Here is a 13,681-nt window from a genome sequence, read left to right on the forward strand (position 1 = left end):
CCGATTATGTGTAAACGTTATTACTTGCTATATATGCTGATATTGGGAGGATTACTGGGGAGTTGCAGTAAATTCAATGATGATATCAATGTAGACCCTAATAAGCCCTCCACAGCCTCTAATCCTCAATTGCTGACCTACGCCATTTCGGGACTAGCCAGTACGATCGAATCTCCCAATGGCGTATTGTATGCGCAACAGCTGTCAGAGAAGCCTTACACGGACGCTTCCCGTTATACTATTATCAGTTTTGATTTCTATGACCTGTATACGGCGTACCTGGCGAACCTGCAGTCGATACTGGCATCCCGCACTTTTGCAGATGTGGAAGGCTCGCCTGCTAATCAGCAGGCCGTATCCCGCATTCTAAGGGCTTATTATTACTGGTTTATGACGGACCGTTGGGGTGATATCCCTTACAAGGAAGCCCTGCAGGGGAAGGATAATTTTACGCCCCGGTACGATAAGCAACAGGATATTTACACCGACCTGTTCAAAGAGTTGAAAGAAGCTGCTCTGCAGATTGACAATGGTACGCCGGTGAAAGGCGACATCCTGTTCGGCGGAGACATGGTCAAGTGGAAACGTTTTGCCAACAGCATGCGGGTATTGATGGCGCTACGTTTGTCCAAAATTGATCCTGCTAAAGGTAAGACGGAGCTGAACGATGCAATGACAATGGGCGGTTTTACCGGTAATGCAGACAATGTAGTCTATAAACATATTGCCGAAGCAGCCAATGAAAATTACTGGTATAATGTGTTCAGCGTATTGAATCGGCGCTGGTATTGTATCAGCCAGCCGATGGTAGACTTCATGCGGCCGCTGCGCGATCCGAGATTACCTGTATTTGCAGACAAGCCGGATAGGGCAGGAGTGGACTATGTAGGGATGCCTTATGGTATAACAGGAGATAAAGCGCAGAACTTCCCGTCCGACAGCGTTTCATACCTGGGTGCGCGTATTCGTGCACAGGATGCACCTTCTTACGTAATGACCTATGCGCAGCTATTGTTCGCTTACGCTGAGGCTGCCCGGATCGGCTGGATACCAGGGGGGGATGGTACAGCTGCCGGTTATTATCAACAGGCTGTCACCGCGTCTGTGAGCCAGTGGACCGGTAGTGAAAATGGTGCTGCAACTTACCTGGCACAGCCGGGTGTCAGCTATGATCCGGCTAATGCTTTACGACAGATTGGATATCAGCGTTGGGTACACTTGTATATGAATGGTTATGAGGCATGGGCGGAATGGCGGAGAACTGGATTTCCCTTGCTGCAACCCGCACCAGACAATGGTAATGTACCCATTCCCCGGCGCCAGGGCTATCCAGTAAAAGAGCGTAACATCAATACCGCACATTATAATGATGCGGTAAACGCCCAACCAGGACTGAATGGAAGAGATGATCTGAACGGTCGTGTCTGGTGGGATCGTTAAAAATAGCTATATTCAGCATACGATCAAACTGGTATACATGAAACGAAAACCGATAACGTTCCTAGTACTCTCGGGCGTACTATTGATGGCAGCTTTGTTATTTCTGCAGGGAAGAGGCTATCAGCGTAGCTTTACCAGTTGGCAGCAGTTACCACCATTGAAAGAAGGAGATATCGTTTTTCAAAGCGGTATCTCCCCGCAATGTGCAGCCATCAAAGCGGCTACACATTCGGATATCACACATTGCGGTTTAATATACCGGGAACAAGGAAAATATTATGTATACGAAGCCGTACAACCAGTCAGGCTTACTCCTTTGCAACAGTGGATCTCCCGTAGTAAAGGACATTTTGTAGTAAAAAGGCTCCGGGCAGACAGCGTGTTGACACCTGTAATAATCGACAAAATGAAAGCAGCCGGAGCCGCCTTCAAGGGCAAAGATTACGATGGCTATTTTGGCTGGTCAGATGAACGTATCTATTGTTCAGAGTTGGTATGGAAAATATATCAACGTACAACGGGGATTGAACTTGGCAAACGTTATCCCCTGCAGCATTTTGATCTTTCCAGCCCTATAGTGAAAGCAACTATGGAAGAGCGCTATGGGAAAAATATACCATTGGATGAGTTGATGATCTCTCCCGGAGAATTGTTCAATTCTTCTTTATTGAAGACCGTATACGAAAAATAGCCGTCCGCTATATTTGCCAGCTTTAAATATGCATGTGCCAGCAGGCAACCAGAAAAGTAAAGAAAAATACGACCAAAAAAATGCCCATATCAATTGCTGGTCTGCCTGAAAAGAATGTACTTTATAATATACAGCCCTGACCGTTATCCAAACCACGATTATGAAAAGTAAACAAGTAACATTTTAATGTAATTGTCCGGAGTCAATTACGGGCTATTTAAGGCGGTGGCGTCAAACTGGCGGACGTGAGTTGTGCTAATGTATCCTGCGCATTCGGGAATCCGTGTCCTACGGGTGGACAAGTGGATTGTTTCTGCGGTGGAACGCTCTGTGTGCCGATATAAAGTAGGTTAAAAGTAAAGACAGCTGGACGATAATAGCGCCAGCTGTCTGCATTTAAGTCAAAAAACTTAAAAGTAGATAGCACAAAATATAGGTATAGTTTATTACTATTTATGTACGATTGTAATACGTGTATTTGTATCCTTTAGTGTCAATGAGTCAATCTTTCAGATACAATATTCGTATTTGACCATCAGAACATAAAGCCTATATTAATAACTGCTGTTTTTTAATAAATAAACGCAGTTCATTGGCGAATAAGAGTACTATTTTAAGTATTTAAGACCGGAATCTATTGAGGAATTCGGTTTTCCTTCTTTGTGATACTTCTGCTGTTCTGCCGTTTACCATCTCCACATAACCGCTTTTGCCGACATGGTACTGGACAATATGATTAAGATTGACCAGGCAGGCGTCGTGTATACGGCAGAAGTCCCGCGAGGGCAGGGTCTCTTCATATTTTTTCAGCGTACCGGTCACCAACAGGCTTTTGCCATTCAGAAATTCAAAACGGGTGTAGGCTCCTTCTGCGGTACATAATACAATGTCGGAAATGGTATGGAAAAACATACCCTGTTGTGTACGCAGGGCAATCTTAGCATTATCGTTATCTCTGACCTGTTTAAGAAGGTTGTCCAAGCGGGTATTGATATGCTGCATCCCCACTCTGGTACGGACCTTATGTACTGCTGCCTTAAGCTCTTCTATGTCGACAGGTTTTAACAGGTAATCCAGAGCATTATATTTAAAAGCTTTTATAGCGTAATTATCGAAGGCAGTTACAAAGACGATCTCGAAGGTAACCGGCATGATCTGGTCTAGCAGGTCGAAAGCATTGCCTTTGGGCATCTGAATGTCCAGGAAGAGGAGTTGCGGAGATAGCTGTTGGATCAATGCCAGGGCTGTTTCTATATTCGTAGCGCTGCCTGCAATAATGACATCAGGGCAGTACAGCTGCAACATCTTACTTAGGGTAGATATATTTTTAGGTTCATCGTCAACGATAATGCATTGGATCATATGTCAGCTTTTTTGTGCAAGGATCAACCGTAGCGGATATTTACCCGTGTACCGGCGAAATTTCCCTGTTGATCGTAGCAGTCAGAAATATTTATATCTATTGGCGTATAATACATTGATTTTTTTTGCTGCTATGTACTGCTGATCGTCTTCCTAAATAGATCGTATAATACTGGTGAATTTGAGCTTACGCAGCAAGGACTCATTCTGCGTATGATACATTTTGCCGCTATATTGTATATTTGAAAGGTAGACACCATACTCGTCCTTTTCCGTACCAAACCACAAAAGACCTTCTTTATCTTGTTCTACGGAATAAACAATATTATTTGTAAGCCCGTTCTCTGTTTTGTATTGTGTACAATTATAGCGTTGCGCTATGGCATAAGTATAGCACAGAACCAGTAATGATAGTAGAATACACGGGATGAAAATATGGCAGGAATATTTTTCACTCATATTTTCCGTTATACCTCCTTCGCTTGTGGCCGGTTGTTGCGGGACCATTCACTCCAGGAGCCTACATATAATTTTGCCCCTTCAATACCAGCAACTTGTAAGGCAAGTAAGGTATGACAGGCGGTTACCCCTGAACCGCAATGTACAATTATATTGTTCTTTTTACTGACCTCTAGGTAGATGTCGGCCAATTTATCAGCAGGTAGATATCTGCCATTTTTATCTAGATTCGTTGCATAGGGAATGTTAATAGCTCCGGGAATATGACCTGCGACGGTGTCAATCGGCTCACTTTCGCCGCGATAACGATAGGCATCGCGAACATCTATAACTACCGATCGCGGATCATCCGTGGCGGTAGCTACTTCATCTGCTGTTACTACCGGCAATTGCCACGATTGAAAAGGGTAGTCACTCGTAGGATGAATAGGCGAGGGCTGGTCTGTAATAGGCACCCCTGCCTTTATTGCTTCTTGAAGGCCTCCGTCAATCATCGCTACTTTTTCATGGCCAGCTGCACGAAGCATCCACCAAAGCCTGGCCGCCGCATTACTCCCTTGTTTGTCGTCATAGACCAGGACGTTTGTTTGAGGGGTAATTCCACACTTACCAAGAAAAGCGGCAAATGCCGAAGGAGAAGGTAACGGATGACGCCCGCCGTTGGCAGCATCCTCAGGTATTAATGCCAGGTCTTTATTAAGATCTGCATATATCGCGCCCTGGATGTGTTGTGCGGTATAGTTGCCTTTAGCATCAGCGCCCGTCCTTACATCCATTATTATAGTATGGCTGTCTGACAAATATTGGCTGACGTCCTCAGCAGCAATCAATGGACTGATATTTTTCTTCATAGTTGGTTATTACTAGCAATAAATGTACATAACCTTCTGTTTTTTAACAAGAAACATGGAAAAGTAGGCTTGCTTTACGTAAGGGGAAAGAGATGTTTGTGGGGGGATATGCAATTATAAGAAACAGAAAAACAGCTGGACGATAGTAACGCCAGCTGTCTGACAATTAAGCCATGAACAGCTTAAATGTAATTAGCACAAAATATAGGTATAGTTTAATCTATGTGCGATTACCAGTGTAATAATTTTTATTCAGTACCTATTAGATACTGCCCGGTGCAATATTCAGATATAAGAACGACGCTGACAAGAGAATATTAATAACTGCTATTTTTTAATAAGTAACCGTAAGTAATCGCTTAATAAAAGCGTTGTCAGGAGTGCTTTTCGGGTGGCCTGCTACCGTATATCAAGGTTAGTTTTATAGTCACTTCTGTACCAATAACGTTTAGCCGCTCATCCAGCTTATCTGTAATGTTTATTTCGATAGGCGTATCGAAACTGCTGCTGAGTAACCGTATCCTCTCTTCGGTGAGCTGCATCCCCCTGGATTGATACTCTATATGCTGAGACGTTTTGAGCGTCTGCGCAACGGCTCTTCCTACACCGTTATCTTCCACTATGCAGATAAGATACTGCTCCCGTTGAATAAAACGGATATTAATAGTGCCTTGCCCGTCGGTTTTATTTTGTATTCCATGCCGGATGGCATTTTCGACATAGGGTTGCAGCATCATCCCTGGTAAAAAAGTATGGTCTTTATCAATATGTTTGTCGATATAAAAGTTAAACAGGAACGCGTCCTCAAATCGTAGCCGCTCCAGGTTGAGGTAGGTGGTCAGGTAAGTGATCTCATCAGCGACAGTGATCATGGTCTGCATCGAGTTATCCAATGTCTGCCTGATAAGCCGGGCAAAACTGCTTAAATAGTGATTAGCACTGGGAATATCCCGGTCGATAATGTATCCTTGTATAGCATGCAGGCAATTGAAAATAAAATGGGGATTTATTTGTGCTCTTAATGCTTTTTGCTCCAGGTCTTGTAGTCTTCTCTCCATCTGCCGCTGGACAGTCTTTTTGCGGTCACTTAGCTGGTTGCTCCACGCAATTACGCCCCATGTTAAGAGGATCACACAAAGGATAATTACGACATTGAACCAGCCCGTTTGCCAAAATTGCGGATGGATCGTGACAGGCAACAGTATCGTTTTGCTTTTAACGTTAAACCGGTTGATGGCATAGAGTTCGAGCGCATATTCACCGGGAGGAAGGGAGATAAAGTCCAGTTGCCGCTGCCTTGTCATTTGCCAGCTGCTGTCCAGGCCTTTAAGACGATACATATATCGGATATCACCGGCAGATTTAAACGATATAGCCGTAAAATTGATACGGACCTGGTTATTCCCATATGTAAGCCTGGTCAGGTCTTTAAGGCTGATATGTTTACCGTTGGCAGATACATCCATTATCTTCAGGTCGCAACGGGAATGAAAATTATGATTGCGTTTGTCAAAGTATGTTAAGCCCTCAGGAGTGCCTGCATACACCGTATCACCTTTTACAACAATGGCATTGATAGCATTGGATATCAAACCATCTGCCGCTGTGTATTTCACAACATGTATGCTGTCGTTTATGATTTTCAGCCAGTCCAGCCCTTTTTCCGTACCTACCCAGATGGAACCGTCAGTGTCCGGCGTCATAAAATGAATGGCATCGCTGCTGATGCCCGTATTAGCAGTCATATGAAAGGCCATTTTATCATTCCTCAACGCAGTAATACCATTGCCGCCGGTACCTACCCAAAGTATCCCGTCAGCGGTTTTACAAATATCCGCCACTCTGTCCTGCAGATGGGGTGATATATCACTAAGCTTGGTAAGCAGACTGTCCCCGACCAGCTTGTATAAGCCTTCTGGTGTCCCAAAATAGAGGCTGTCGTTGTCTACATATACCGTTGTCGTGCGGCCTTGATAAAGGACTTGATCGGAAGGGTTTTTGACCAGATCTGATATATGAAAGGGCAGTTTACGTAAAGAAGACGAGGTGGCGATCACCAGCTGGTTTTGATGTATCGCCATCTTTTTCACGATATGTTTAAAGGCATCGTATTTATAAATACCGTTGTGATGCCTGACAAATAATTCTGTTTTTGTTGCGAGAAACAAAGCATCTTCGTTCTTGTAGATAATATGAACAGGCCATTCCGTTTTGAAAACCGGCTCCTTGGCAAGTTGTTTGAAAGGATATAGATCCAGCCTCAGGCAGGCATTGTCAGTGCCGACCAAAATATTGTTGCCATTGTCAAATAAGCTGAATACTTTCAGCGGACGGTTGTCGCTCGTATATCGCAAACTCCGGAAAAGCTCCGAATGTATTCTAAATATACCTTCTCCCAGTGTCGCAAACCATGTATTGCCTTCATTATCCCGGAAGTAAGCACTGACGCTTTTACCGGGTAAATATTCCCGCTCCAGCCAGGAGCTGTTAATATTTAATTGATAAGAGCCTGTCGCAGTGTTGACATATACCAGGCTGTCATTCTGTACCTGGAAATTGTTGACAGGCGGGATGTCAAAGTGCCTTACCTGCTCATTTTTTTTGACGTAAAAACCCTTGTTGGTACGCCAAAAGACATTCCGTCCCCTGATCTCCATCTGAATAGTATAGAACTTGTCCGCTCCCGGCAGCGAGGTTCTATAGGTCAACTGTTCATCATTGATCTGGTATATACCATTAGGAGATAAAATATTGAACTTTTTATACTCATCCTGTCCCAGCGCAGTAATTAACCCCTTGGCTGATGGCTTGTTGTGGAGTGCGTTTATCTTATTGTCGGGAGAAATAACAAATACTTCGCAGTTACTGGCAATGGCTATATTATGCTGCGCATCCTCCGCTACAGACCGGATGAGCGTAGTATAATTGGTTTGTCTTAACAGCGTATCATTTTTGGAATTATGGATCTTACCTTTATAATAATAGGCGATAGCCTGTTTAAACGGTACAAACCAAACACGCCCTTTCGAGTCTGCCAGCACTTGATAAATAATATTATCCGGCAAGCCGTCCTTGATAGTAAAATTCTGAAAACTGGTCCCGTCAAATCGGCTAACACCTGTTTCCGTACCAAACCACAAAAATCCTTCCTTGTCCTGGGTAATAGAATAGACAATGTTACCTGCCAGCCCCTGGTCTGTCTTGTATTGGGTATAATTATAACCTTGAGCTACAGCAATGGTATAGCCTAGGACTAACAGGATTGGTAGTATTCCTTTAATGAAAAAAGCTACAGTAATACGTTTCATATTTCCTTACACATTTCCACCGGGTGAGTGGTGCCGCCCCGAAAGACGCCATAATAGAGTTGATACAGTACAGATATCTGAGCTATAAATGTACATAACGATCTCCTTTTTGTCAAATAGGAAGGAAAACAAAAAAGCCAGCCTTCCTCTTGACAGGATGGCTGACTTGAAAAAGAATAGTAGTAATATATTACGCTGCGGCCAGGTAATCAAATACCAGGTACGAAATAATAAGTGTAAAGATGATATTAAACAACTGAGCCACGATGAAGGCGATCGCCGGCCGGCCGTTTTCCATACTGAAAATATCCGTGAATTTTGTCTCCAAGCCTATACAGGTAAAGGCAAGCGCAAACCAGTATGTCTGCAATTCTTTCAGGGACCCTTTGGCAGCACTTACTACTTCCGGTGGCAACGCGAAAGAAAATAACAGCGATGCCATCACAAATCCCAGCACGAACTTAGGAAAGCGCTCCCATATCGTACGCAGCCCGGGCTTTTCCGTAGCAGTTTCCTTCTTCGTATAGGACCAATACACCGAAATGAAAAAAGCGGCTAGCCCCAGCAACACATTCTGGGAGAACTTTACCAGCGTAGCATATTTCAGCGCTTCTTCTCCTAACATGGTTCCCGCTGCCACTACAGCGCCGGAAGTATCGATCGTACCTCCCAGCCAGGCGCCTGCCACCGCCGGCGACATCCCGGCCCAGGTAGCCAGATAAGGCATAAACAGCATCATAGGGATCGCTACGATCAACACCAGGGAAATGACATGCGACAGCTTCTTATTATCACCTTCTATAGCACCACTGGTAGCGATCGCTGCAGAAACCCCACAGATAGAGACCGCACTGGATATCATCATCCGGAACTCATCATCCAGCCCCAACCGCTTACATAACCAGAAAGTAAAGTACCATACCGTAAATACCACGACAACAGATTGCAGGATGCCCAGGGCACCCGCCTGAAGAATATCCTTAAAGATCACATTCGCGCCGAGTAATACCAGGCCGATCTTGATATATAACTCCGTTTGTATCGCAGGTTTCATCCATTCCGGTACCCCCAGTACGTTCTTGATGAACAATCCCAGCAACAGGCTGAACAGTACCACCTCGATACCCAGGTCTTTCACCGCTTTGTTACTGGTAATGATCTGTGCCAGCAAAGAAATGGCCATAATAGCCACCAAACTGGGAATCAGTGGTAGCAACTGTCGCTGTCCCGCCAGTAGTCTTGCTATAAAAAGACCTCCCAGCACCCAGAGCAATAAAGTGCCGGCCTGTATCCAGGTCTGTGCCTGGAATAATTGCGCCGAAAGGGTCTCCATACTGTTCCAGCCGAATTTTGGAAGGGTAGGCTTTAATCCGGCACATACAAGGCCGATGGTCAGGAATGCAACGATGACCGCAATCCAGTCTTCATGTAGTGGTTGTCTTGGCATGATATAGGTTGGTTGATGTTAATAAACAGCAATGCCGGTAAAAGTAATACCTGCCTGCCGGGTATGCAAGTGTTTCCGTTAGTGAAAAAAGATATAGCCGATGATGATGGTAGCAATCACACCTACCAGGTCGGCTATCAGGCCGCAGGCAAGTGCGTGCCGGGTTTTGCGGATATTGACAGAGCCAAAATAAACAGCTAATACATAAAAGGTCGTTTCCGTAGATCCCTGCATGATACTGGCCAGCCGCCCCTGGAAACTGTCAGCACCATAGTGCTGCATCACATCTACCATCAACCCACGGGCGCCTCCGCCACTAAGGGTTTTCATCAATCCCACCGGTAAGGCGGGCACAAAATCCGTATTGATCCCCAGCTGCGCAAAACAATAACCGATACCGTTCACCACATAGTCCATACAACCGGTCGAACGGAAGGCACTAATGGCCACCAACATAGCCACCAGGTAAGGAATGATCAGTACAGACGTCGTAAAACCGTCCTTTGCCCCTTCTATGAATACTTCATACACATTAATACGTTTGAGCAACCCCATCACCAGGAACGATACGATGATCGAAAAGATGATGAGACCGCCCAGCAAGGATGTATAGGTAGTGATAGCCTCCGGTGTCAGATGCCGGAACCAGCTGTACATACCAAGCATCAGCAGCCCAAAGCCACCGAGGAACACCAGTATAGGCAACCGGAACAGGTTAATACGCTGGTAGATGGCTACCGCGATCATGCCCGATACAAAAGAGATAAATGTGCCGATAAGCGTAGGTATGAATATGTCCGCAGGATTGGCCGAACCACTGGCAATACGCAGAGCGATCACACTGGTAGGGATAATAGTGATGCCGGCAGTATTGAGCACTAAGAACATGATCTGGGCGTTGGTAGCCGTATCCGGTGTCGGATTCAGCTCCTGTAATTCCTTCATAGCCTTCAATCCCACCGGCGTCGCCGCATTATCCAGCCCCAGCATGTTAGCAGAAAAGTTCATCATCACCGACCCCATCGCAGGATGCCGCTCCGGGATACCAGGAAATAACTTGGAAAAGAAAGGATTCACCGCCCGGGCAAACACCTGTATCATACCGGCTTTCTCGCCGATACGCATCACCCCCAGCCAGAAAGTCATGATCCCCGCCAGCCCCAGCGAGATCTCCGCACCTGTCTTCGCACTCTCAAACATGCCCGTCATCACATTGGAAAATACCCCATAGTCACCTAGTACCAATAAGCGGAAAAGAGCCACCACAAAAGCGATCAGGAAAAATGCGAGCCAAACGTAGTTTAATGCCATAGTTGAGTTTTCAGTTGCGTATGCCGTATCGCCCGCCAGCCCGTAGTAAGCCATCCGGGAAACCCAGCGCCAAATCTAAATCTTAAATCGTAAATCTAACATCGAAAAGTAGTATCTTTGCGCAAATTTTTAAAAATGGCTTTGCAAGCAGGAATAGTAGGATTGCCGAATGTAGGAAAATCGACCTTGTTTAATGCGGTGAGTAACAGCGCCAAAGCACAGGCGAGCAACTACCGCTTCTGTACAATAGAACCCAATATCGGACTGGTAGATGTACCCGATGCACGGTTGCAGAAACTCGAAGAACTGGTAAAACCCAATCGCGTGGTGCCCACCACCATCGAATTCGTAGATATCGCCGGCCTCGTTAAAGGCGCCAGCAAAGGAGAAGGCCTGGGCAACAAGTTCCTCGCCAATATCCGCGAAGTAGATGCCATCGTACACGTGATCCGCTGCTTCGAAGATGATAACATCCTCCGCGAAGAAGGTGCTATCAACCCCGTAAACGACAAAGGTATCATCGATACAGAATTACAGCTCAAAGACCTCGAAAGCGTAGAAAAAAAGGTAGCCCGTACCGAAAAAATGGCCAAAACAGGCGGAGATCCTAAAGCCAAACGCGAATTCGAAATACTCAAACAATGCCAGGAACACCTGGAACAAGGCCGCAACATCCGCGAACTGGACCTCAGCAAAGAAGATCGTAACGCAATAGCCGACCTCTTCCTGCTCACAGAAAAACCAGTACTCTACGTAGCCAACGTCGACGAAGCCTCCATCCACACCGGCAATAAATACTCCGATGCCCTCAAAGAAGCCGTAAAAGCAGAAAACGCGGAGGTGATCATCATGAACAACACTATCGAAGCCCAGATCTCCGAAATGGAAGATCCCGCCGATAAAGAACTGTTCCTCTCCGAATACAAACTGACAGAACCAGGCCTCAACCGCCTCATTCGTTCCGCCTATAAACTGCTCAACCTGATCACCTACTTCACCGCTGGCGTACAGGAAGTACGCGCCTGGACCATCCACACCGGCTGGAAAGCACCACAGGCGGCCAGCGTGATCCACACCGACTTCGAAAAAGGATTCATTAAAGCAGAGGTCATCTCCTACGATGATTATGTGAAATATGGCTCAGAAACAGCTTGCCGCGACAACGGCCGCCTCCGCATAGAAGGAAAAGAATATATCGTGGCAGATGGAGATGTAATGCACTTCCGTTTCAACGTATAATTATACCATTAAAAGATACTTCACTTTATTTGTGAAGGTTACAACAAAGACGGCCGCCTGGACACAGGATGGCCGTCGCTATTTTTATCCCTGTACGTGAGGATCCCCTTTGATCTTTTCCCGGTGATTAAGCCCCCACTGTACCAGGTTGTCCGTCAGCGGCAGCACACTCTCCCCGTAAGAAGTGATCGCATACGCCACCGATACCGGACGCGTGTCCAGCACCGTCCGGCTGATCAGCAGGTTCAATTCCAGCTCTTTTAACTCCTTGGTCAGCATCTTGGCGGATATCCCGTCTATCTCCCGCTGTATCTTCTTAAAATGATTCTGTTCATGCGTCCTGTTAGCCAGGTAACGCATGATACGTAGCTTCCATTTTCCTCCCAGCACATCGATGCTGTCCCGCATCGCCTTCAACTCCTCCGTACAGGTAGCCTCCCGGGCTACACCATTCCTGCAGATGATCGCCATAGTATAATAGTTTCATCGGGGTAACTAGTTACCCCTGGTTAACCCTAGCGAATGTAAGCCTTTTGAAGAATAATTTTGCCGTATCATCAATCAGCAACTGCTCATGAAAGCAATCATCCTGGCGGATAATAACCGCTTCGAAATACAACAGGTACCCATACCTGTACCCGCTGACGGACAAATACAGGTACAACTACATGCCGCAGCATTTAATCCCATCGACTTCCAGATGAGGAATGGCGCCACCGAACGGAAACGCATGCACTCCCGCATCCTGGGCCGGGAAGGCGCCGGCATCATCACCGCCATCGGCGCCGGTGTAAGTGGCTTCCGGGTGGGAGAGGAGGTGTGGATGGCCGCCGGAAGCATGGGCTCTAACGGCACCTTCACAGAATATGTGGTCGTACCACAGGAGATACTGGCCCACAAACCGGCCACCCTATCTTTCGAAGCCGCCGCTGCAATGCCCATCACCGCCCTCACGGCCTTGCAGTGTTATGAACGCCTCCGCCCCGATACCACCGACCGTATCCTCATCTGCGGTGCCGCCGGTGGAGTCGGTAATCCGCTTACCAGGCTGCTGCTGGCTCGTGGCCATCAACAACTCACCGCCACCGCCGGCAATCCCGAAAGCCATCGCCAGCTGCAGCATATAGGATTGCCCGCCAATGCCATCGTCAACTATAATACCACTGCCGTCAAAGCACAACTGCTCAGTGCCAACGACAACCTCCCTTTCGATCATGTCGTCGACCTCGTAGGAGGGCCAATGTCCGAACTAAGCGCCGCCGTACTGAAAATAAATGGCACCTATGTAGATGTCACAGCCCTCACCACCACCACAGCAAGAGAACAGCTCTTTAACACCGGCGCTACCATACTGAACATCTCCAACTATGCCTATGCACAGCCAGGGAAATATCACTACTACGGCAGCCAGCTGGAGAAGATAGCTGCCTTACTGTACGAAGGCGCCCTGCAACCGCCTCCCATACGTATCATAGGCCCGCTCAGCGCAGCCACCGTCGACACCGCACTATCACAACTGCAACAAAATAAAAGTCAGGGGCATAAACTCGTAATGACCATAACATCATAAAAA

General features: G+C 46.5%; 11 protein-coding genes. 4 read left to right on the forward strand and 7 right to left on the reverse strand.

Features of this window, described 5'->3' with window-relative positions; all coding sequences use genetic code 11:
- Positions 1 to 6: 6 nt before the first annotated feature.
- Both KTO58_RS08705 and KTO58_RS08710 read left to right on the forward strand, forming a co-directional pair.
- Positions 7 to 1,440 carry a SusD/RagB family nutrient-binding outer membrane lipoprotein gene (locus tag KTO58_RS08705; RefSeq protein ID WP_198314968.1) on the forward strand — a complete coding sequence of 478 codons (1,434 nt, stop codon included), beginning with the start codon at positions 7 to 9 and terminating at the stop codon, positions 1,438 to 1,440.
- Positions 1,441 to 1,477: 37 nt separating this feature from the next.
- Positions 1,478 to 2,131 carry a YiiX family permuted papain-like enzyme gene (locus KTO58_RS08710; protein WP_095839744.1) on the forward strand — a complete coding sequence of 218 codons (654 nt, stop codon included), beginning with the start codon at positions 1,478 to 1,480 and terminating at the stop codon, positions 2,129 to 2,131.
- Positions 2,132 to 2,752: 621 nt separating this feature from the next.
- Here the strand turns inward: KTO58_RS08710 and KTO58_RS08715 are convergent.
- The 6 genes from KTO58_RS08715 to KTO58_RS08740 form a co-directional block, all read right to left on the reverse strand.
- A complete protein-coding gene (locus KTO58_RS08715) occupies positions 2,753 to 3,493 on the reverse strand; it encodes a LytR/AlgR family response regulator transcription factor (protein WP_095839743.1) in 741 nt (246 codons plus the stop codon).
- Between the two features lie 153 nt (positions 3,494 to 3,646).
- The gene (locus KTO58_RS28900; protein WP_095839742.1) at positions 3,647 to 4,000 is read right to left on the reverse strand and encodes a two-component regulator propeller domain-containing protein; all 354 of its coding nucleotides are present in this window, start codon (positions 3,998 to 4,000) and stop codon (positions 3,647 to 3,649) included.
- Positions 3,961 to 4,803: a sulfurtransferase gene (locus KTO58_RS08725; RefSeq protein WP_095839741.1), complete on the reverse strand. Its 843-nt coding sequence runs from the start codon at positions 4,801 to 4,803 to the stop codon at positions 3,961 to 3,963. Before KTO58_RS08725 ends, KTO58_RS28900 begins: the two co-directional genes overlap by 40 nt.
- A 374-nt stretch (positions 4,804 to 5,177) precedes the next feature.
- On the reverse strand, positions 5,178 to 8,111 hold the full coding sequence (locus KTO58_RS08730) for a sensor histidine kinase (RefSeq protein ID WP_095839740.1): 2,934 nt from the start codon (positions 8,109 to 8,111) through the stop codon (positions 5,178 to 5,180).
- A gap of 190 nt (positions 8,112 to 8,301) precedes the next feature.
- Complete coding sequence (locus tag KTO58_RS08735) at positions 8,302 to 9,558, reverse strand: YeiH family protein (RefSeq protein ID WP_095839739.1); 1,257 nt, start codon at positions 9,556 to 9,558, stop codon at positions 8,302 to 8,304.
- 78 nt (positions 9,559 to 9,636) lie between these two features.
- A complete protein-coding gene (locus KTO58_RS08740; protein WP_225860147.1) occupies positions 9,637 to 10,869 on the reverse strand; it encodes a spore maturation protein in 1,233 nt (410 codons plus the stop codon).
- 135 nt (positions 10,870 to 11,004) lie between these two features.
- On the opposite strand from KTO58_RS08740, the gene ychF reads away from it, so the two are divergent.
- Positions 11,005 to 12,108, forward strand: a complete 1,104-nt coding sequence (gene ychF / locus KTO58_RS08745) for a redox-regulated ATPase YchF (protein ID WP_095839738.1) — start codon at positions 11,005 to 11,007, stop codon at positions 12,106 to 12,108.
- An 84-nt stretch (positions 12,109 to 12,192) separates the two neighbouring features.
- On the opposite strand, the gene KTO58_RS08750 is transcribed toward ychF, so the two are convergent.
- Entirely contained in the window at positions 12,193 to 12,579 is a 387-nt protein-coding gene (locus tag KTO58_RS08750) for a winged helix-turn-helix transcriptional regulator (protein ID WP_095839737.1), read from the reverse strand.
- Between the two features lie 103 nt (positions 12,580 to 12,682).
- Between KTO58_RS08750 and KTO58_RS08755 the strand changes: the two genes are divergently transcribed.
- Positions 12,683 to 13,678, forward strand: coding sequence for a quinone oxidoreductase family protein (locus tag KTO58_RS08755; protein ID WP_095839736.1), 996 nt, complete (start codon positions 12,683 to 12,685; stop codon positions 13,676 to 13,678).
- Positions 13,679 to 13,681: the final 3 nt, after the last annotated feature.

It is taken from the genome of Chitinophaga pendula (genome assembly GCF_020386615.1).
Lineage (GTDB): Bacteria > Bacteroidota > Bacteroidia > Chitinophagales > Chitinophagaceae > Chitinophaga > Chitinophaga pendula.

Excerpts from the sequence above, each read along its gene's own strand:
- KTO58_RS08705 (WP_198314968.1), top strand. The coding sequence starts at position 7 with ATGTGTAAACGTTATTACTTGCTATATATGCTGATATTGGGAGGATTA.
- KTO58_RS08710 (WP_095839744.1), top strand. The coding sequence starts at position 1,478 with ATGAAACGAAAACCGATAACGTTCCTAGTACTCTCGGGCGTACTATTG.
- KTO58_RS08715 (WP_095839743.1), bottom strand. The coding sequence starts at position 3,493 with ATGATCCAATGCATTATCGTTGACGATGAACCTAAAAATATATCTACC.
- KTO58_RS28900 (WP_095839742.1), bottom strand. The coding sequence starts at position 4,000 with ATGGTCCCGCAACAACCGGCCACAAGCGAAGGAGGTATAACGGAAAAT.
- KTO58_RS08725 (WP_095839741.1), bottom strand. The coding sequence starts at position 4,803 with ATGAAGAAAAATATCAGTCCATTGATTGCTGCTGAGGACGTCAGCCAA.
- KTO58_RS08730 (WP_095839740.1), bottom strand. The coding sequence starts at position 8,111 with ATGAAACGTATTACTGTAGCTTTTTTCATTAAAGGAATACTACCAATC.
- KTO58_RS08735 (WP_095839739.1), bottom strand. The coding sequence starts at position 9,558 with ATGCCAAGACAACCACTACATGAAGACTGGATTGCGGTCATCGTTGCA.
- KTO58_RS08740 (WP_225860147.1), bottom strand. The coding sequence starts at position 10,869 with ATGGCATTAAACTACGTTTGGCTCGCATTTTTCCTGATCGCTTTTGTG.
- ychF (WP_095839738.1), top strand. The coding sequence starts at position 11,005 with ATGGCTTTGCAAGCAGGAATAGTAGGATTGCCGAATGTAGGAAAATCG.
- KTO58_RS08750 (WP_095839737.1), bottom strand. The coding sequence starts at position 12,579 with ATGGCGATCATCTGCAGGAATGGTGTAGCCCGGGAGGCTACCTGTACG.
- KTO58_RS08755 (WP_095839736.1), top strand. The coding sequence starts at position 12,683 with ATGAAAGCAATCATCCTGGCGGATAATAACCGCTTCGAAATACAACAG.